At 66.0% G+C, this 18,411-nt stretch carries 18 protein-coding genes; 4 read left to right on the top strand and 14 right to left on the bottom strand.

Annotation, left to right across the window (positions count from 1 at the left end; translation table 11 throughout):
• The first annotated feature begins 116 nt into the window (after positions 1-116).
• From P0Y64_02180 to P0Y64_02170, 3 genes are read left to right on the top strand one after another with little or no spacing between them, the layout of a single operon-like run.
• Complete coding sequence (locus P0Y64_02180) at positions 117-854, top strand: 16S rRNA (uracil(1498)-N(3))-methyltransferase (GenBank protein ID WEK43664.1); 738 nt, start codon at positions 117-119, stop codon at positions 852-854.
• A gap of 10 nt (positions 855-864) precedes the next feature.
• Entirely contained in the window at positions 865-1,374 is a 510-nt protein-coding gene (locus P0Y64_02175) for a topology modulation protein (GenBank protein ID WEK43663.1), read from the top strand.
• A gap of 44 nt (positions 1,375-1,418) precedes the next feature.
• Positions 1,419-2,792 carry a glutamate--cysteine ligase gene (locus P0Y64_02170; GenBank protein ID WEK43662.1) on the top strand — a complete coding sequence of 458 codons (1,374 nt, stop codon included), beginning with the start codon at positions 1,419-1,421 and terminating at the stop codon, positions 2,790-2,792.
• A gap of 97 nt (positions 2,793-2,889) precedes the next feature.
• Here P0Y64_02170 and P0Y64_02165 read toward each other — a convergent pair whose 3' ends face one another.
• The 9 genes from P0Y64_02165 to P0Y64_02125 form a co-directional block, all read right to left on the bottom strand.
• Positions 2,890-4,170 carry a DUF1295 domain-containing protein gene (locus P0Y64_02165; protein WEK43661.1) on the bottom strand — a complete coding sequence of 427 codons (1,281 nt, stop codon included), beginning with the start codon at positions 4,168-4,170 and terminating at the stop codon, positions 2,890-2,892.
• 51 nt (positions 4,171-4,221) lie between these two features.
• Positions 4,222-5,358: an epoxide hydrolase gene (locus P0Y64_02160; protein WEK43660.1), complete on the bottom strand. Its 1,137-nt coding sequence runs from the start codon at positions 5,356-5,358 to the stop codon at positions 4,222-4,224.
• A 198-nt stretch (positions 5,359-5,556) separates the two neighbouring features.
• The gene (locus P0Y64_02155) at positions 5,557-5,865 is read right to left on the bottom strand and encodes a hypothetical protein (protein WEK43659.1); all 309 of its coding nucleotides are present in this window, start codon (positions 5,863-5,865) and stop codon (positions 5,557-5,559) included.
• Positions 5,866-6,060: 195 nt separating this feature from the next.
• Positions 6,061-6,330 carry a hypothetical protein gene (locus P0Y64_02150; protein ID WEK43658.1) on the bottom strand — a complete coding sequence of 90 codons (270 nt, stop codon included), beginning with the start codon at positions 6,328-6,330 and terminating at the stop codon, positions 6,061-6,063.
• 30 nt (positions 6,331-6,360) lie between these two features.
• Positions 6,361-6,558: a hypothetical protein gene (locus tag P0Y64_02145; GenBank protein ID WEK43657.1), complete on the bottom strand. Its 198-nt coding sequence runs from the start codon at positions 6,556-6,558 to the stop codon at positions 6,361-6,363.
• 4 nt (positions 6,559-6,562) lie between these two features.
• Complete coding sequence (locus tag P0Y64_02140) at positions 6,563-6,913, bottom strand: hypothetical protein (protein WEK43656.1); 351 nt, start codon at positions 6,911-6,913, stop codon at positions 6,563-6,565.
• Positions 6,910-7,122: a hypothetical protein gene (locus P0Y64_02135; GenBank protein WEK43655.1), complete on the bottom strand. Its 213-nt coding sequence runs from the start codon at positions 7,120-7,122 to the stop codon at positions 6,910-6,912. Before P0Y64_02135 ends, P0Y64_02140 begins: the two co-directional genes overlap by 4 nt.
• Entirely contained in the window at positions 7,119-7,676 is a 558-nt protein-coding gene (locus P0Y64_02130; GenBank protein ID WEK43654.1) for a glycosyl hydrolase 108 family protein, read from the bottom strand. The genes P0Y64_02135 and P0Y64_02130 overlap by 4 nt, the downstream gene beginning before the upstream one ends.
• Complete coding sequence (locus tag P0Y64_02125; protein ID WEK43653.1) at positions 7,673-7,924, bottom strand: hypothetical protein; 252 nt, start codon at positions 7,922-7,924, stop codon at positions 7,673-7,675. Before P0Y64_02125 ends, P0Y64_02130 begins: the two co-directional genes overlap by 4 nt.
• An 11-nt stretch (positions 7,925-7,935) precedes the next feature.
• On the opposite strand from P0Y64_02125, the gene P0Y64_02120 reads away from it, so the two are divergent.
• Complete coding sequence (locus tag P0Y64_02120) at positions 7,936-8,613, top strand: acetyltransferase (GenBank protein ID WEK43652.1); 678 nt, start codon at positions 7,936-7,938, stop codon at positions 8,611-8,613.
• 2 nt (positions 8,614-8,615) lie between these two features.
• Here P0Y64_02120 and P0Y64_02115 read toward each other — a convergent pair whose 3' ends face one another.
• From P0Y64_02115 to P0Y64_02095, 5 genes are all read right to left on the bottom strand, one after another.
• The gene (locus P0Y64_02115) at positions 8,616-10,679 is read right to left on the bottom strand and encodes a hypothetical protein (protein ID WEK43651.1); all 2,064 of its coding nucleotides are present in this window, start codon (positions 10,677-10,679) and stop codon (positions 8,616-8,618) included.
• Between the two features lie 110 nt (positions 10,680-10,789).
• Positions 10,790-13,276, bottom strand: a complete 2,487-nt coding sequence (locus P0Y64_02110) for a hypothetical protein (protein ID WEK43650.1) — start codon at positions 13,274-13,276, stop codon at positions 10,790-10,792.
• 3 nt (positions 13,277-13,279) lie between these two features.
• On the bottom strand, positions 13,280-15,958 hold the full coding sequence (locus P0Y64_02105) for a hypothetical protein (GenBank protein ID WEK43649.1): 2,679 nt from the start codon (positions 15,956-15,958) through the stop codon (positions 13,280-13,282).
• The gene (locus tag P0Y64_02100; protein WEK43648.1) at positions 15,955-17,967 is read right to left on the bottom strand and encodes a hypothetical protein; all 2,013 of its coding nucleotides are present in this window, start codon (positions 17,965-17,967) and stop codon (positions 15,955-15,957) included. The genes P0Y64_02105 and P0Y64_02100 overlap by 4 nt, the downstream gene beginning before the upstream one ends.
• Positions 17,967-18,410 (bottom strand): hypothetical protein, encoded by a 444-nt coding sequence (locus tag P0Y64_02095; GenBank protein WEK43647.1) that lies wholly within the window; start codon positions 18,408-18,410, stop codon positions 17,967-17,969. Before P0Y64_02095 ends, P0Y64_02100 begins: the two co-directional genes overlap by 1 nt.
• Position 18,411 lies beyond the last annotated feature (1 nt).

Below are 18,411 nucleotides of genomic sequence, written 5' to 3'. Positions count from 1 at the left end.
TTCTACGCGATCCTGCGGGTGGCGGGGGTGATTACGCTAGCGGTGATCGGCATTGCCTTCGCCGGCTTCCTCCTGTTCATGCTCGCGCGATGGATGATCGGACGAGGCCGAACGAAGTGATCGCTACCCCCGCATGGCCGCCGCGCTCGACGCCGCGCCTGTATGTGGCCGAGCCGCTCGCGCCCGGCGCGCGGCGGATCGACGGGCCGGCGGCGCATTATTTGGGGCAAGTGATGCGGATGAAGCCGGGCGATCCGGTGAAATTGTTCGACGATGCGACCGGCGAATGGCTCGCGGTGGCGGAAAGCGTCGGGCGGCGCGAGGTGACGCTCGACGTGCGCGAGCAACTCGCCCCGCGCGAAGCGGTGCCGGATCTGTGGCTCGTCGCGGCGCCGCTCAAGAAGGGCCGCGTCGACTGGATGGCGGAGAAAGCGTGCGAACTGGGCATCGCGCGGCTGGTGCCGGTCGTCACACGGCGCACGGTGGTGGACAAGCCCAACACGGATCGGTTGCGCACGCATATGATCGAGGCCGCCGAGCAATGCGGCCGCACCGCGCTGCCCGAGGTAAGCGAGCCGGTGAAGCTCGCCGCGCTGCTTCGCGAGTGGCCGGCCGACCGCGCGCTCTATTTCGCCGATGAACAAGGCGGCGCGCCCGCGCGCGAGGCGATGAAGCCCGGCGCGGCGGCGATCCTGATCGGCCCCGAAGGCGGCTTCGACGATGAGGAGCGCGCCGCGATTCGCGCGACGCCGGGCGCGGTGGCGATATCGCTCGGACCGCGCATCCTGCGCGCCGAGACGGCAGCGGCGGCGGCGGTCGCGGTGTGGATGGCGGCGGCGGGGGACTGGCGCTAGCATTCGCGCCATGACCCGGCGCGTGATGGTGATGGGTGGCCCCGGCAGCGGGAAGTCGACGCTCGCGCGTGCGATCGGCGCGCGGCTGGGCGTGCCGGTATTCCATCTCGATCGCCTTTATCATCTGCCGGGCTGGGAGCCGCGCCCGGCGGCCGAGTTCGCGGATGAGGTGACGCGAGTCGCCGGCCTTCCCGGCTGGGTGATCGACGGCAATTATTCTTTCACCGCCGCGCCGCGCCTCGCGGCGGCCGATCTGCTCGTCTATCTCGATCTGCCGCGCTGGCTGACCTTCTCCCGCATCCTGCGGCGCAATGCGCTGGGATATGGGCGCGAGCGGGCGGACGCCGCCGAGGGATGCCGCGAACGCTTCGACCGCGAGTTTCTGCGCTACGCATGGCGCTGGCGCGAGGATATCCGCCCGCGCGTGGAGCTGGTGCGCGATTGCTTTGACGGGCGGGTGGAGACGTTACGTACCCGGCGTGAGGTCGCGGCGTTCCTTGCCTCGATCGACGCGCGATAACAGGCCCTCTAGCGGACCCGTTCATCCCCGCGTAAGGCGCGATCATGACGACCAAGACCGTTTCGGAAAGCAACTCGCCGGTCATCGAATCGCGCGATCAGCTCATCGGCAGCTTCGCGCGCGGCGAGAAGCCAAAGGAACGCTGGCGCATCGGCACCGAACACGAGAAATTCGTCTATTCCATTGCCGATCATCATGCCCCGTCATGGGACGAGTCGGGCGGCATTCGCGCGTTGCTGACCGAGCTTCAGCAATATGGCTGGCAGCCGGTGGAGGAGGGCGGCAAGCTCATCGCGCTTACCGGCCCGGACGGCGCCGTCAGCCTGGAGCCGGCCGGACAATTCGAATTGTCCGGCGCGCCGCTCGACAACCTCCACGAAACCTGCGCCGAAACCGGCCGTCATCTGGAACAGGTGAAGGCAGCGGGGGAGAAGCTCGGCATCGGCTTCCTCGGGCTCGGCATGTGGCCGGACAAGACCCGCGCCGAGCTGCCGATCATGCCCAAGGGCCGCTATGCGATCATGCTGCGCCATATGCCGCGCGTCGGCTCGATGGGGCTGGATATGATGCTGCGCACCTGCACGATCCAGGTGAACCTCGATTACGCCAGCGAAGCGGATATGGTGCAGAAGTTCCGCGTCGGCCTTGCGCTTCAGCCGCTCGCCACCGCGCTGTTCGCCAATTCGCCGTTCACCGAAGGCAAGCCCAACGGCTATCTTTCCTATCGCAGCCACATCTGGTCCGATACCGATCCGGCGCGCACCGGGATGCTGCCGTTCGTGTTCGAGGATGGCTTCGGCTATGAGCGTTATGCCGAATATATGCTCGATGTGCCGATGTACTTCGCCTATCGCGAAGGCCGTTATATCGACGCGGCGGGGCTGTCGTTCCGCGATTTCCTGAAGGGCGAACTGCCTGTCCTCCCCGGCGAATTGCCGACGATGGAGGATTGGAACGATCACCTTTCCACCGCTTTCCCCGAAGTGCGGCTCAAGACCTTTCTTGAGATGCGCGGCGCGGATGGCGGGCCGTGGAACCGCATCTGCGCGCTGCCGGCCTTCTGGGTCGGGCTGCTCTACGATCAGGGCGCGCTCGACGCGGCATGGGATGTGGTGAAGCACTGGACGATGGAGGAGCGCGAGGCGCTACGGAGCGGTGCGCCGAAGCTGGGCCTCGCCGCGCCGATCCCCGGTGGCGGCACGCTGCGCGATATCGCCGGGGAGGTGCTCGATATTGCCAATGCCGGGCTGGCGGCGCGCGCGCGGCTCAATCGCTCGGGCGACAACGAATCTGGCTTCCTCGATCCGCTGCGCGAGATCGTGCGCAGCGGCAAGGTGCCGGCGGAGGTATTGCTGGAACGCTATCACGGCGCATGGAACGGTGACGTTTCGCGCGTGTACGGCGAGGCGAGCTTCTAGAGCGGTTCTCGATCCGATTGCATCGGATCGCCGCTCAATTCCTTTGTCTGACGCGACGTCCGAGCCGGCAGGTGATTCCACCTGCCTCGAAATCGCTCTAACGCCCTGTCACCCGCGCGAAGAGGCGCGGGATGGGGGCGTTGCGTGCCATCCACTCGCTATAGGCGCGATAATCGGGATCGGCCGACAGATGCCGCTCCTCCGTCTTCGCACGCCAGTAATAAACGCCGCTGACCACGCCTAGCAGCAGCGTCGCGCGTGTCGCGTCGACCAGGCTGCCGGTCGACAGGATCGGGATGGTGGATAGCCACCAGAACAGATTCTTGGACAGATAGGCAGGGTGGCGCGACCAGGCATAAGGCCCGTGCGTCAGGATGCCGCGATGCGTGAGGTTGGAGAAGCGCATCCCGAACGCCATCGTCGCCCAGGCGTAGATCGCGGTCAGCACCACCAGCACCGCGCCGAGCGCCGCGAGCAGGATCGGATGGCCAGCCAGCCAGTAAGTCCATTCGGCGGTGCCGGGATGGTAATCGAGCGGGCCGCCCGCATCCATCAGGATGAACGGCGGATAGCACATCAGCGCCGCCATCCACCCCGCCGCATAAGGGTTGGCGGTGCGGATATGCGCGTCGAGCGGGCGCATCGTCAGCAGATAGCCCACCGTGGCGAACGCCACGTCGATCACGAACATGAAGGTGATTAGCCAGTTCGCCAGCCGCACGGGATCGATGAACAGCCCGAAGGTATCGGTGCGAATGAAGTCGCCGAAACCCGGCGGCACGATCGCCAGCATGAAGGCGAGGAAAAAGCCCTTCACCGCCCATGAGCGCAGGTGATTCCAGATCGCATCCGGCTCCGGCGCGCCTTGCCCGAGCAGCCATGCGCCAAGTGCCCATGCGCCGTCGCGCGGCTCGATCAGGCGACGATCGAGCCACAGCACGTAGGGGATAGAGAGCAGGAACAGGAAGGGCGCGGCGCGCTCGAAACACCACATGGCGAACTGGAAATTGCCCTCCCAGTAGAAGCGCCCGGTGGCATAGATCAGCGCGATCGCCGCCCATGTCACCCACAGCCCGGTGAGCTTGGTCAGGCTGACGTCGATCGTCTCGCGCAATGGCCGAGGGGCGGCCCAGTCGATCCCGGTCGAGGGGTTGCGATGCACCTTGTCGACCAGCAGCGACCACAGGATCATCGGCAACGCACAGGCGGCGACGTTGACCAGGGCGGCAAAGGGGCCGTCCATCCCGAAGTGCCGCGCCACCGCGATCCACGCGATCAGCCCGGCGAGGCCGGCCAACCCGACACCATGCGACACCGCGGATGCGGGGCGCGGATCTGCGACGGCATGGCTCAAGGTAAGCGCTGGATCGTGCAACATCGCCTGCGACCTAGCGCGATAATGGTAAGGATCGTGTGAAGGATACCGCTTTCAGCGCATCGCGCGGAAACCGGCGCACAACTCCTCGACGAACAATTCAGGCTGCTCGAACGCCGCGAAATGGCCGCCGCGCGGTGGCTCGCCCCAATGGACGATGTTCGGATAGCGCCGCTCCGCCCAACGCCGCGATGCGCCGAAAATCTCCTTCGGGAACAAGCTGCACGCCACCGGCACCGCGACCGTGCCGGCAGCGAAATCGTTGAAGCTCTCCCAATAGAGCCGCGCCGATGAGGCGGCGGTGCCGGGCAGCCAATAGAGCATGATATTGTCGAGCAACTCGTCGATCCTCAGCACGTTGAGCGGATCGCCGTCGCAATCGCTCCATTCCCGGAACTTCTCGAATATCCACATTGCCTGACCGGCGGGGGAATCGGTCAGCCCGTATCCCAGCGTCTGCGGCCGGGTCGCCTGCTGGCGGGCATAGCCGTTGCCATCGGTCATATAGCGTTGCAGCGTCGCCAGCGCCTGCTGCTCCTGCGGCGTCGCCGCGGCGATGTCTGCGGGGGAGGGTGGTGCTACGATCATGTTGACGTGGATGCCCGCCACCGCCGGATCGCCGCTCGCGCCGATCGCGGACGATACCGCCGATCCCCAGTCTCCGCCCTGCGCGACGAAGCGATCATAGCCGAGCCGCTTCATCAGCGTGATCCAAGCGGCGGCGATGCGCGGCACCGGCCAGCGACCCGCCGGCCGATCGGAAAAGCCATAGCCCGGCAGCGAGGGCGCGATGACGTGGAAGGCGTCGCGCGGATCACCGCCATGCGCGGCCGGATCGGTCAGCGGGCCGATCACCTTTAGGAACTCGATCACCGATCCCGGCCAGCCATGGGTGATGACCAGCGGCAGCGCATCCGGCTCCGGCGAGCGGACGTGGAGGAAGTGGACGCCGATGCCGTCGATCGTCGTCCGATATTGGCCGATCGCGTTGAGCCGCGCCTCGCACGCGCGCCAGTCATAGCCGTCACGCCAATGCGCGACGAGCGCCTGCGCGCGATCGAGCGGCACGCCCTGTTCCCAGCCATCCACCGTCGCGCGCTCCGGCCAGCGCGTGCGCGCGAGGCGCGCGGCGAGATCATCCAGCTCGGCCTGCGCGACATTCAGGTGAAAGGGGGTGATCGCCTCGCTCATCATCGTCTCCCTAAATCACACCCATGGTTGACCCATGCAGCATTGCTGTGGCAGGCGAGCGCCCGGCACGCGGGTATAGCACAATGGTAGTGCAGCAGCCTTCCAAGCTGGCCTGGCTGCCTAAAATCAATCACTTAACCTGCAATTTCAATCCAACAATTCAACAGTCTAGGGGCTTTGTTGGATTGCCCTTGGCAGTCACAAGGGCGCCGTCAGCGCCGCCATCATGAGCACGACATTGCCATCCTCGCGACTGCACTTCGCCACTACAATTTCGGCAACCAGGTGCCCTGCCAACGGGAAATCCGCATCCGACACGTGTGCGAGCCAGTCGTCGAACGCGTCACTGCTCGCGGCCACGCATAGGATCTCGTGGGTCAGGCCTGCAATTCCAGCGCTCCACCAATCAGCGTTCGAAACGTGCGTAAACGAGGCTGTCGCGCCCGCGCCTGTAGCTGATTTCGTCAGCGCCCGCACGAGCAACTGACCGACATCCACATCAGCCATCAGAACTCCCCCTCTATGAACGCCTCAATGCGCGCCATAAGCGGCAGCCGCGGCACACGCCCCAGCCGCATATCCATGACCAGCCTGGGATCGCGCGCTACGCGACGGCCGAAGGTACTCGGCCGCATTCCTGTGCTGTGCAGGTAGCGATGGATTTTGATCAGGAGTGTCACGGGGCTGAAGCCTCCATCTCGCCTAATAGAGTGCCAGAATGTCGGTCGCCGTGGTCCCTGTCGCACGGACATATTGCGCGCGGAACGGCAGCAGCGCGCCGTTGGGCACATTCTTCCATGTCTGGTCGGCGAGCCCCGCGACGCCGCGCATTACGATCGTGCCCCCGGTGCCGACGTAGAGCGCCTTGGGAATGTCGGTGAGCGCATTGGTGTCATGCGGCGACACCGCCGCCGCGCTCCGCGCCGGCGACGATATGGTATCCGTGCTGTTGAGCGGAAACGGGTCAACCATCATATTCTCCGTTGTGATTGCGCGTCAGGGTCACGGCCGCGCCGTGGTGGAGGCCGCGTCGGGGCAAGCGAAGGGCAGGGGGGCGCCATCCGCGACGATCGCGTGGCAGATGCGGGCGCCGGCACGCGACAAGCGCTCGCCCCACGTCTCCACTTCGACATTGTAGCGCTCGGCCGCCTGCGCGTCGGTCAGGATCGCATCGGACGGGACCGGCTTTGGCTCGATCACCGCCTTAATGTCCGCCGCAGATATGCTTGAAGGCGTCGCTGGTCGCGCCCGCTCGCCGCAGCCGGTCGCAGTTGAGAGCAACAGAAGCAGCGCTGGGAGTGCCAGCAGGGGCCGCGCTGATCGCATCGTTCATTCCCTTTCCGATTGCGGCGACCTCCGCATCGTCCGCGAGGCGCTTGAGGGCCGTCTGTTCAAGTTGCCCGGCGCGTTTGGTCTGGCCGTTGGCGCGATCCGTTTCCGCCTTTAGGTCACGCTCGGCCGTCTCAGCGCGATGGCTCGCCGATTGCCACAGCATGACGAGGATGAGGATGGCGATCGCACCGGCCATTGGCGCGATGATCCGGCCCAAGGTCATTCGGATTGCTCCGGCCGATCGGCGGTGCTGCGCCAGGCGGGCATGCGTAGAATGCCGATCAGGCCGCCCGTGATCGTGCCGAGCCCGAATACCTCCAGCTTCCCCATCACCACGCTGGAGAGCGACCCGGCGACCAGCGCCACCGAGAAGATGAATACCAGCGCGCCAAGTGTGGCGAGATAGGCGATGAGTGCATGACGGTCGTTCATGCCGCCTTCCTCAGTTCGACCATCCGCGCAAACCAGCCATAGGTGAAAGTCTCGTTCGCGGGACGGCTCTGGCTGATCTCGATGTAGCGTGCACCGCGCTGTGACGTGATCGCCTCGAGCAGCACTTCGCCGCCGGCAGCGCCGCGACGCTGGCGAAAGCAATCGAGCGCATGCAGCGTCATGTTGCCGATCGCGCCGTCGACGCCAATGTCGGCATAATGCGCGGCCTGCTGGTTGAAGACGTTGAGCGCGAGCTGAAGGAACTGGCCCGCGATCGACACGCCCATATTGACCGCGATGTCGAACAGTTCGACCGCGAGGGCCGGGTAACGCTGCTGGACTTCCGCGAGACGCGGCGTGGACCAGTAGCGGTTGCGATAGATCGCGATCGCTGTCTCACGGGGTAGCGCGCGCATGTCGCCCTTGTAACCATAGGCGCGCGCCACCTGCTCGGTGATGCCCCACCGCGTCGGCCCGCCCTTGTCGGCTGGGTTGTTTGTATAGCCGCCCTCGCGTCCGATCAGTTCATCGATCAGCTGGTCGATCGTCTTCATTTGAAAACCCCCGCAATCACATCAAGCACCGCACCGATCTTGCTCGACACCGCCGCGCCCATCGCTGTCGCCGCCAGCGAAACCCCGATCAGGATGCCTTTCCCCCGGTTTTTGATGGCGGCTAGTTCCGCCTGGTCGGCGCGCACATCTGCCTTGAGCGCCTCGATTTCAGCCGTGAGCGCGGCGACGGCGCTGATGAGATGATCCAGCTTCGTCTCCAGCACGGCTTGGCGTTCGGCGGGCGTCATGCCGCCATCCGATGTTGAGCAGTTTCGGGACAATATTTCCGCTTGTCGGCGAGTCCGATGGAGATCACATTCGGTTCATGAGCCGACTTGTGATTTACGGAGCCGGAGGCTTCGGCCGCGAAATTTGGGCAATGACTGCTGCAAGCCGGCCCGTCGTGTTTTGCGATGACGATCGAACCGATCCGCTCCTCGGCTCGCCGGTCATCAAGCGCAACGAAATCAAGTCCGAAGACGAGATCTTTATCGCAATAGCCGAGCCCACCGCTCGGCGACGCATCGCACGTGAACTGGGTGATGTGCGTTTCGCATCCCTGCGCTCTCCGAGCGCCATTGTTGCCCCTGACGTAGAGATCGGCCCCGGCGAGTTTTTTTGCCACTACACGCACGCGGCGGTATCGGCTCGCGTCGGCGCGCAACTGATCTGTCACGTTTACGCATACATTGGCCACGAGAATGTAATCGGCGACTTTGTGACGATCGGCCCCCGCGCGAGCCTGAATGGCTGCGTAACAGTTGGTGAAGGCGCATACATTGGCTCCAGCGCCGTCATCCGCCAGGGGATCAATATCGGCGCGGGCGCGACAATCGGCATGGGGGCCGTAGTTACGAAGGATGTTGCGCCCGGTGCCGTTGTGGCGGGCAATCCAGCTCGACCGATTGCGCGCGCGCGTCCCGCGCTGGTAGCCTAACATCACGGCGCGATCACCTGCATCTGATTAGCATCGATTGTAGACATTCCCGACCAATCGAAAGTCCAGGCCACGACGCTCGCTTGAGTCGTCAGCACGTTCGCAATCACCACTTCGACATATGCATCGTTGGGAGTAGCCCCAGCCTTTGCCTGTACCGTAACGGTCATCGGGCCGAGATTATTCACCGAGCTGGATGCGGCCGGAACATTTACCGCGATGTTGCCCGCGCCAAGTGCGTCAGCACTCACCTGATGTACAAAGGACCCATATCGAGCAACACCGTTAATCGAGTCCGTCGCCTTCACATGAAGGCGAAGCGTCCCAACAATCCCCTGCTGATTAGTATCGTCGTTCGGCGCGCCAGAAGCGCGATGAAAATGGATGAGGTTGAAGGTAGTGCCAGCGCTCAAGCTGCGCTGCTTTGGTGCCAAGGTTCCGTAGCGCCCCGCCACGCCGGCAAACGCGTTGCTCGACTGCGCGAGCAAGTTATCGTTTGCACCCGAAACCGACATATTCGCTGGGCCAGTAGTGCGACGATACCAGTGGTTCGATCCGAACGAGATCACGTCGGCATCGGTGTCGAAGGTATATCCAACGAAGACGCCCGACGCGAGATGACCCATGAAGGTACATCCATCAAAGGCAACACCTCGTGTATCGCGGGAGTATAGGAGGCGCTGTTGAGTGCGCTCAAAATAGACCGAACGGAACACTGCCGCCGCGCTGTATTGCGTGGGGCTCAATCCCCGCAGGTCGAGCGTGTTGGTCCCGACAGTGTCGTCGCCGCCGCCCTCGCAGCTGCCGCCGCTCATGTAGAAGCCGTTGAAGCCCGCGAGCTTGATCTTGGCACCGCTGTGGTTCGTAAAGCGGGTATCGACTACCGACACATCGTTGCAGGTTGGACCGGTGCTCAGCAGCCCATTGACCGCACCGCCGCCCCCGTCGAAATCACAAGTAATGATCTTTGTCGTCTGCAACATGTTTGCCTCGATTGAGGCAACAGTCTGAAGGTACGCTGCAATATCCCTCATACGGATACCGGCGCTCTCCGTAGTTACATCGATTTTAATGACGTGGGTTCCACCGAGAACCGCAAAATTCTCCAGTGTCGTGTTGATGAGCGCGGCTGGATCTGAGTTGGTAAACACCGGGGCGTTGAGCAGGTGACCCTGATTATTAATAACCGCCCCGAAACGGCTGACCCCTCTGAACGTTGTGTTGCTGGCAATCTTCAATCCATCGCTAAGGATGAAGTAGCCAAGTGGAAGTTGTACAACACCGCGACGATTAACATCGCGGGCAGCTTCGTTGAGCGCCGCCTGGATCCCCGCCCAATCAAGGGATTGCGTGAGCGCCGTCGCGAAAGGATAGGCGACCTGCGCTGCGGCAAGCGTCGCAAATTGCTCGCTCAACGAGTGGTAGTAGCCGTCACCGATCGCGCCATAATCCCGAGGGTTGAGCGCAAAGTCGCGAATGAGGCTCTGCAGGGTCCGCGCGCGCGACCCACGCCCAGAGTTTTGAAAGCCGATGAGCGACGTGCCGAGATAGGTGCCTAGGTCTGCCCGCAAGCCCAGATCCGCGCCGGTGCCATGGGAACGGTAGGGCCGATTGTCGGCGTCCAACGCGATGAAGGGACCTCCCTCGAGCGGGATAGCCCCCCCCGTCGCACCTGGAGCAAGAAGCAGCGCGCGCAACCGAATATCGCCGATTGCAACGTCTTGCTCCTGATCGATGAGGATACAGCGATCGAGCGCCTGCTCATGGCTAGTCGCGGGGAAGCGATCGCCAACCGTGTACTCCATTGGCTGAGTACGTGCCGTCGCACGCGTGATCCTCAACGTCGCGCCGCTCGTAGCGGCCGTCCGCGTCAAAGTGCCGCCAGCATCGGTCTCGCCGCCCGTGGCGCTATAGTCGACCCCCAGCGCAAGCCGGCTTACGTCGCCGCCTGATATCCGTTCGACCACCAGGTCGCCGGCCGCCTTGAAGCGATATGGTACGGCGAAGACGGTAGTGGCACCGTCTTCGATATAGCTGATCGTCGCGGGTAGAGCGGCTACGGTCATTCATCGTCCCCGATGGTCACACAGATCGGGGGCGGTGCCCGGCGCCGTAATCACCGGGGCCCATACGGGCGATGTCGATTGCTACAGGAGCCGCGACTCGCGCGCAATCCTCATGGCGCATCGGTCCGCAGCGCATTGCCCAGATCCGGCGCGCGACCTGGAACGACCTCGCCGGGCTTCCACCATTGCCCCTGCCGGTTCTGCTCGATCGCCTTTGCCGATCGCGCGCGGCGCTGCTCCACATCGTTGCCGGCCATTTCCTCAAGCTGGTCCATGATCAGCCGGTCGAACGCCGCGCGCGCGAACCAGGCATTGCCGCCCGGCATATGCCGCCGCGCGAGTTGAACCGCCGCGCCACCCGGATCGCCGTCGACCGCCCGCCCGCTTTTCGTCTCATGCGGCATTGCCCGCGCAGCGGCTTGCACCGCATCGACCGGCATCGACCAGATCGGCCCGCCGACGAATTGCCCGACGCTGTCAATGCGGTCGCCCTTGTAAACGCCCATCATCAGACTGGTGAGGTCACCGGCGATGCCGATCCCGCCGCCCTGGAACATCGCCGATGTCCAGAAATCCGCATTATCCATCGGGCGCGGATCGCGGCCTTTCAGGAGCTCGCGCAGCTGGATCGACATCGCGCCAAACAAGGTCATCCCGATCACCATCTGCGCTGCGTAGAGCGCGCGCTGTTTCGGGTTCATCAGCGCCATCTGGCGAAATTGCTTCAGCGCCAACTGGATCGCGAAGGTCTTGAACTGGAAGCTGTTGCGGACCAGTTCGCCGCCGAGCGTGCCCCCTTGCGTGCCGAGCGTCGCGACCACCTGTGCAGACGGCGAGGATTCGATCACCGCCGCCGCGCGGCCGCGCAGCACCATGTTCATCAGCCGGTCGGACACGCCCCGATCGACGATCGCAGCATGATCGATATAGGCATCTCCGCCCGACATGATCGGTTCCGAGTGGCGGATCGCCGTCCAGTCGAACTGGTCGAGCCCGTTGCGCTCCATCGCAGCGCGCAGATCGCCTGGCAGATCCTTCCATGGCCGATCGCGCATCGCGCCGAGATGGCCGAGGAAATCGGTGACGAACAGATCCTGCCCCTTTTCGGTCCACAGGTTCAGGCCAGTCACGCGCAGCACGTCGTCGGCCATCACCTGCGTCCAGTTCGGCCCGCGGCTCTCGCCGAACAGCCGCTGCATCGATCGCATCGAGCGCGCTGCCTGATCCATCCCGGCGCCTAGCCGCCGCGCCAGCGCCACGTCCTCCGCGGAGCGCGGGACGAACATCTTGAAATAGGCTGCCATCGATTTGACGACGGGCAGGCCGTAGAACAGCCGCGCCGATACGGCGGTCTGTGTATCGCTCAACGCGGTCAACGTCGCCGAGCCGAGCATCGAGGCGACGTTCCAGTTGCGCGCGGCGTGCACCGTCTCGACCGCGCCGCGCCCGAGCGCGCTCTCCGGCACCACCGCGACGCTGGTTTCCCCGTTGACATAGTGCCACAGATCCTCGGCGCTTTTCCTGCCGCCGGATCTTCCCTCCACTGCGGCGACGCGCGCGTCGCCGGATTGCGCGCGCTGCCGATCGGCGCGGTCGAGCATGTAGCGCACCGTCGCGCCCGGGTTCGGCCCCAGCCGCTCCATCATCGCAATGTCTTTCGACATCGAGCTGATATGGCCAAGGATCGCCGCGAACGGATCATCGGCAGCGCCGAATTTCGCATTATAGCCCAGCCAAGCATCGCCGTCCGCGAAGTGCAGGATGCGGTGTTCGGCGCGCTGGTTGGCGAGTTTTCCCGCGCCGCGCAGCATGCCGGATGGGTCGCCGGTCAAACCGTTGGTGCGGATCGTCTCGTGCACGCCGGCCAGCATTTCAGTCAGCGCCTGGTCGGTCATCGCCACGCCGGTGCGGCTGTCGATCATCGCCGCGCGATCGAGCGCGGGCATCACCTCCGCGATCCACTCATCCGCGCTCACCGCGCGCACCTTCTGTGGGTCATGGCGGTGTGGCAGCCCGAAGCCCTTGAGCTTGCCGATCGCGCCGCCGGCCGCATTGAAGCGCTGGCGCAGCTGCTCGAACGTCCCGCCAATCGCCCCGGCCATCGTCTTCGCCGCCTCGTCGCCGCTCGCCTGCCCGTGCAGCTCACGCACGACATTATCGAGTGTGGCGCGATCGCGCGGGCGGCCGAGCAGGTTGCGGCTGTGCCGCTCGATGAATTCCTCGATCGCGCCGTGCGCCTGATATTCGATCCGCTTGGCGTTGGTGGTGACATTGCCGCCGCGATAGGGCGCGCGGTCATCGTCATCGAACAGCGCCGCCACCGCCTTGTACGGGTTCTTGCCGTTGAACCGGTCGACGTCCTTCACCGCCTCGCGCTGCCGGTTGATCTGCAACAGCGTCTGGCGTTTCTTCAGCCGCTGTTCGGCCGCGAGCTGACGCAGCGTTGCCTCGCTCGCCTCGGCCGCCGCCGCCTCCGCGCCCATCGATCGGCCATAGAAACCCTCGAGCTCATCGAACAGCGCCTTCATCCGCGCGCCACGCGTTGCGCCGATCTCGCCGCGCTTCACCATCCCGGGAATGCAATTACCGAGCGACACCGATCATTCTCCCATTTGCGCCGTAGCGGCCGGCATCATGCACGCCCGCGCCGCCGCGATCGCCGCTTCGTCCTGGTCGAGGTCATGCAACGCATCCGCCGCGCTGATCACGTCGCCCTCCTCGTTGAGCCGCACCGTCAGGCCAGCCGCGTCATCCTCGGCGAGGAACATGCGCAGATCATGCTCGAGGCTGTCGATCTGGTGGGTCGCGCCGGCGCCGGCCGGATCATCGAACGCGGCCAGCATCTCGGCTCGCGCCGCCGGCGGTATCCCGTCAGGCGGATCGATGCGGTCGACCGCGAAGCCGTCGCCCTGCTCGCGCGCCAGCCGCTCGGCCTTCTGGCGGCTCGGCGTCCACCAGATCGGATCACCGCCGGCACTGTCGCGAACCGCGAAGAGCGGTTCGAGGCGATCGCCGCGCGCCGCGCTCTGCGCCCAATAGGCTTCCATGTCGGGGGTGGCGTTGCCGACAGGCGGTTCGTTACCGGTGCGCGGAATGCCATTCGCGTCGTTCACCGGCGAGCTGTTGGCAGATCGCCTAGCACTGCGACGTGCATTCACAAATGCGGCACCGTCTGGCGTGAGATCTCCGGTACCGCTCAGATCGTCAATGCGATGTCCGGCGGTATCGAGCATGTCATATAGGCGCGAGGCTACGCCCTGGCGCCGGAGTTCGGGCGCGACGTAGCTGGTTACCTCATTGGAGATCTCGCGAGCTTCATCGCTGATCGGTGCCCGAACGACACCGCGCGGCTTACCGTCTGCATCACGATAGATCGCGTTAACCCAATGACCATCCTCGATATGGATTGAATAACCAGACTCACCCTTGGGCGCGAACGAAAGCGAAGCGGCCGGCCCTAAACCTCTGCTCTCTAGGTCGCGGGCTTCCGCTTCGGACACAGATGGGCGCACCGGCGCTTCAGCCGCTCGAGGCGGCAAAGGATCGTCGATTGGCGAAATCGCGGCGAACGGACCATCCGCCAGATCCCGTGGCGCGCGCCCGCGCGGATCATCGAGCGCGAACGGAATATCATCATCGCCGAAATCGCCCGCACGACGCGGCGGGCCATCCTCGCGCTGCCAATCCGCCCAGTCGCGGTCGGCCGCCTCCACCTCGCGCTGCGCCTCGCGCCAGGCGCGATCGCCGCCCTCGTCATCGGGGAAGATATCACGGCGCAGCACCGGGGCGCCATCGCGCGAGCCGCCGACGCGCGCGTGCGCCCAGCCGATCACGTCGTCCGCGCTTTTGCCGCGCAGGAACGGATTGGCCTCGATCGCCGCTTTCGACAGCAGCTCCTCGATCGGCGTATCGCCGGCCGCGCGCAGGATCTTCGACGCGCCCCCGGTGCCGGCGAAGTGCATCAGGTAGAGGTTGCCCGGCGTCTCCGGCGCGCCGATGCGGGATAGCGCGCCGCTATATTCCACGCCCAGCCGGTCCATCACCTTTTCCTGCCACACCGGATGATCGCGCATCTGCAGCAGGCTGGCGTCGCTGCGCCCCTTCGCCTCGGGCAGGTCGCGCGCCACGCGCAGCCAGGTGCCGTCGATCACCTGATAGCGTCCGGTCGCCGACGATCGGGTGTTGCGCGCGGCATCGTCGCCGCTGCTCTCGGCGCGGCGCAGCGCGCCCTTGAACTGCTGCCACGGATCCGCCGCCATCCGCGCCGCGCCTTCGGCGGTGCTGACCGGGCGGGCGCGGGCCGGCGCGTCGAGCGGGACGATCTGGTCCAGCGATGATGGCGCGTCTTTCTTCGCCGCCTGCACCAGCGCGTCGACCTGTGCGGCATAGCGTTCGGTGTCGGCGCCGGGGCGGAACGGCGACGATGCGATGATCTCGCCCTCACGCTCGAGCGAGCGTGTCGCCGCCTGCTCGGCATCGGTCATCCGCTCCCAGCCGATATGCTCGCGCATCGCCTGGGCGAGCCGACTGGATGTCGACATCAGCCGTTCCGCCACCGGCTCGGCCGCCTTCAGCCCCGCGCCGAACAGCGCGCCGGTGCCCGCCGCCATCGCCAATTCGGTCGCGACGTCACCCGGCGTCGTCTCCACGCCGCGCCCCGCGCGCTCGATCGCGCGCGACGGTGCCTGCACCGCCTCGATCCGCAGGTTGATCCCGGCATCGCGCAGCGCGGCCTGGGCGATCGATCGCGCGCCGCCGGCACCGACCAGCATCGCCGCCTGGTTGAGCGGATCGGCCATGCCGCCGACGAAGCCGCCGGCGAGCCACGGCACCCAGCCGCTCTGCTGGATCGTGCGACGGCGATCGGCATCCGCCGCATCGACTGGCGCGGCGCGCCTGTTGCGGAAAGCCGCAGCGTCTGCGCCGGCGTCGGCGAAGGCGCTCGGATCGCGCCGGCGCGCCTCGGCGATCCCCTGCCAAATCGCGTCCTCGTTGTAGAATGGCTGCGCGCCCGGCAGCGGCAGCCGCCACGAATAACTGCCGTTCGCCAGGCCTCGTTGCTGCAGCTCGCCGACGATCGTCGCATAACCATCGTCGATCGCCTTCTGGCGGCGCGCCTCCTGAATCTCGTCCGTCCCGGCCGCCGCACGTGCCGACGTCGAAAACTGCGACCACAAGGATGGCGGATCAACCGGCTTCGCCGCCCCCGTCAGCGGCTGGAGCCGCGCCCAATCGACGTTGGGCGCATCGAGCGCGGCGAGCGACGGACGATCGCTCATTTGCCGAGCCGGGTGATATCGACCACGTAGGGCTTGCCCTGATCGTCGTTGATCAGCCGGCCATCGGTTGAGCGGAAGCCATAATGCCCCGCGCCATCGATCGCGGTGGGCAGCGCGCGCACCAGCTCGCTGCGCCTCAACGTCGTCCCGTCGGACCAGTGCGGCACGCGCCCGCCCGACGCGCGGGCATAATCGTCGGCTGAGGCGCGCGCGAAGCTCTGCAGCAGCGCGTCCGGCTTCATCCCTTGCGGCACCAGCACCATCCCGGCGCCGTGTCGCGCGATCCCGCCGGTCGGGCCATCGGGGCCGGGCTGTTTGCCCAGCGCGGTTTCGATCGCCTCGGCGAACCGGCCGGAGTCATAATGGTCGAGTCCGGCCTCCGCCGCGCGCTGGCCGTAAAGCGCGCGCGCCGCCTCGAATACGTCGTTCGAATAGCTGCCGCCCATCGAGGTCAACAGGCGATTGCGGCCGAACCATAAACCGAAATCGCCGCGCGCATCGCGCTGCCCGGGCTTGGGCTTCAGCACCTGCGGTGCGGCCTTCAGCGTCTCACCACCCAGCAACACGCTGCGCGCTACCGATGCCGGCAATTGCGATGCGATGCGAAACGCACCGTCATCGCCGGCGATCTGCGCCGATGCCGCACGGATCACCTGCGGATCGCCGAACCCCTGGATCATCTGCAGCGCCTGCAGCTTCTGTTGCGCGCCACCGTCGACCAGGTCGCGGAAGGTCGGCAGCTCGGTCGGCAGCAATGGCTCGGGCGCCGACCGGCCATATTGCGCCGCCGCTGCCTTCGCCTGGGATGCGCGCGCGCGCATCGACGCCGGGTCGGTCGGGTCGATCGGCGCGATCGGTTTTCCGCTAGCGAACTGATAGGCGAGTAGCGGCCCGCCGGGCTGCCCCAGCATGCCGTTCAACTGACCGCGAAGATCGGTCAGGCCGGAAAGCGTGGAGGCTTCCTGCGCCGAAAGGCCGCCCCCGTTACGCTTGGCGGTGAGGTCCGCGATACGGCTGTCGAGCTGGGGCAGCGTCTCTGCGCGATAGCTGATCGTCGCCGCCATCCCGGCGCCCTTGGCGCGCGCGGTGACGCCGGATGAGGTATCGCCGATCGCGTCATAGCGCGATGCGAGATCGTCCCAGTCCTGCGGCTTGCCGGCGCCCGTTTCGAGTTCGGCGCGGCGCGTCGCCAGCGCTTCCTTGGTCAGGGATAGCTGGTGTGCCGCATCGGCTTTCGCTGCTGCATCAAGGCGATGCACCTCGACCTTCGCGCCCTTGCGCAGCCGTTCCATCTGCGCGCTCGACAGGATCGTGTCGAATGCACCGCTATCCAACACGCCGGTGACACTGCGCGGATCCCGATCGATCATCCCGTTGAAGAAACCTACCGTAACGGCTTCATCATGCTCGTGGATCAGCTTGTCCTTGATGTCCGCCGGCACGCCCTGCAGCGCCTCGATCGACTGACGGCCAAGGCTCAATTCCTCGGCGAACGCCTGCGGATCGCTCAGCCGCTGCGCGCGATTCGCCGACACGTCGCGGGCATTGCCCATGTCGGTCACGATCTTCCCGACGCGGCGACCTTCCTGCCACTGGTATTCGCTGGAGTTGAACCGCGAGCCAAACTCGGCGAGCTGCCCCTGCGCCGCGCGCAACACGCGATGATCGGTGATGCCGTCGAGCACGCCCTTGCTCTGCTCATCCAGCCAGGCGCGCATCTGATCGGCATGGCTGGCGCCGCCAGGGCCGGCATTGTTGCGCGCATCGGCCGACGCCTTGTCCGCCGCCTCGCGCAGTTTCGCGAGCCGCGAGGCAACCGACGCCGCCTCGCTATCCGCCGTCTGCTGCCGCGCGATCGCGCGGTCGGTCATGTCCCCGCGGTGCAGGCTGTCGGCGATGCCCACCATGCCCGCACCGATGCCGGCCCCGAACGCGCTCGGGTCGGCGCGCGGGCCGGCGACCGGCGCGCCGGTGCCGAGCTGCTGCTCGTAACCACGTTCCGCCGGCATCAGCCGCGCCTCCGGCTCGTACCGGCGTCGGATGCGCGGCGATCGTTCGCCCAGTCGATCGACTTCGACGCCGCACCCATCATGCCGGTGAGCAACGCATTATTCCCCGCCGCCATCGCGACATCGCCCTCCGCCCGCCGCGCCCGCGCGCGCGCCGCCGCCTGCTGCCGCGCGAGCAGCCCGTCGAACGCGGCATTGACCTGGCTTTCGGCCAGCGCATCGAGCGCGCTGCCGGTGCCCTGCGCGAAGCCGTTCTCGCCCTGTGCCGCCACCTGCTGGCCGATCGCCTGCCGCGCCGCCGCGCGGATCCGCGTCTGCTCGGCATTGCCCGCGCGCTCTTCCTCGATCGCAGCGTTGTAGGACGCATCGCGATTATATTTGCCGGCGTCATGCGCGGCGATGCCCTGGACGACGTTGCCCGCGATCTGCAGCGCTTCCGCCACG

Origin of the sequence: Candidatus Sphingomonas colombiensis (genome assembly GCA_029202845.1) — a bacterium.
GTDB lineage: Bacteria > Pseudomonadota > Alphaproteobacteria > Sphingomonadales > Sphingomonadaceae > Sphingomonas > Sphingomonas colombiensis.
The sequence above is the reverse complement of the archived record's forward strand: the minus strand, read 5'-3'. Positions and strand labels throughout refer to the sequence as shown.

Bases quoted from the DNA above. Each gene is read 5' to 3' on its own strand.
- P0Y64_02175 (WEK43663.1), top strand. From the start codon at position 865: ATGACCCGGCGCGTGATGGTGATGGGTGGCCCCGGCAGCGGGAAGTCG.
- P0Y64_02170 (WEK43662.1), top strand. From the start codon at position 1,419: ATGACGACCAAGACCGTTTCGGAAAGCAACTCGCCGGTCATCGAATCG.
- P0Y64_02165 (WEK43661.1), bottom strand. From the start codon at position 4,170: ATGTTGCACGATCCAGCGCTTACCTTGAGCCATGCCGTCGCAGATCCG.
- P0Y64_02160 (WEK43660.1), bottom strand. From the start codon at position 5,358: ATGAGCGAGGCGATCACCCCCTTTCACCTGAATGTCGCGCAGGCCGAG.
- P0Y64_02155 (WEK43659.1), bottom strand. From the start codon at position 5,865: ATGGCTGATGTGGATGTCGGTCAGTTGCTCGTGCGGGCGCTGACGAAA.
- P0Y64_02150 (WEK43658.1), bottom strand. From the start codon at position 6,330: ATGGTTGACCCGTTTCCGCTCAACAGCACGGATACCATATCGTCGCCG.
- P0Y64_02140 (WEK43656.1), bottom strand. From the start codon at position 6,913: ATGACCTTGGGCCGGATCATCGCGCCAATGGCCGGTGCGATCGCCATC.
- P0Y64_02135 (WEK43655.1), bottom strand. From the start codon at position 7,122: ATGAACGACCGTCATGCACTCATCGCCTATCTCGCCACACTTGGCGCG.
- P0Y64_02130 (WEK43654.1), bottom strand. From the start codon at position 7,676: ATGAAGACGATCGACCAGCTGATCGATGAACTGATCGGACGCGAGGGC.
- P0Y64_02125 (WEK43653.1), bottom strand. From the start codon at position 7,924: ATGACGCCCGCCGAACGCCAAGCCGTGCTGGAGACGAAGCTGGATCAT.
- P0Y64_02120 (WEK43652.1), top strand. From the start codon at position 7,936: ATGTTGAGCAGTTTCGGGACAATATTTCCGCTTGTCGGCGAGTCCGAT.
- P0Y64_02115 (WEK43651.1), bottom strand. From the start codon at position 10,679: ATGACCGTAGCCGCTCTACCCGCGACGATCAGCTATATCGAAGACGGT.
- P0Y64_02105 (WEK43649.1), bottom strand. From the start codon at position 15,958: ATGAGCGATCGTCCGTCGCTCGCCGCGCTCGATGCGCCCAACGTCGAT.
- P0Y64_02100 (WEK43648.1), bottom strand. From the start codon at position 17,967: ATGCCGGCGGAACGTGGTTACGAGCAGCAGCTCGGCACCGGCGCGCCG.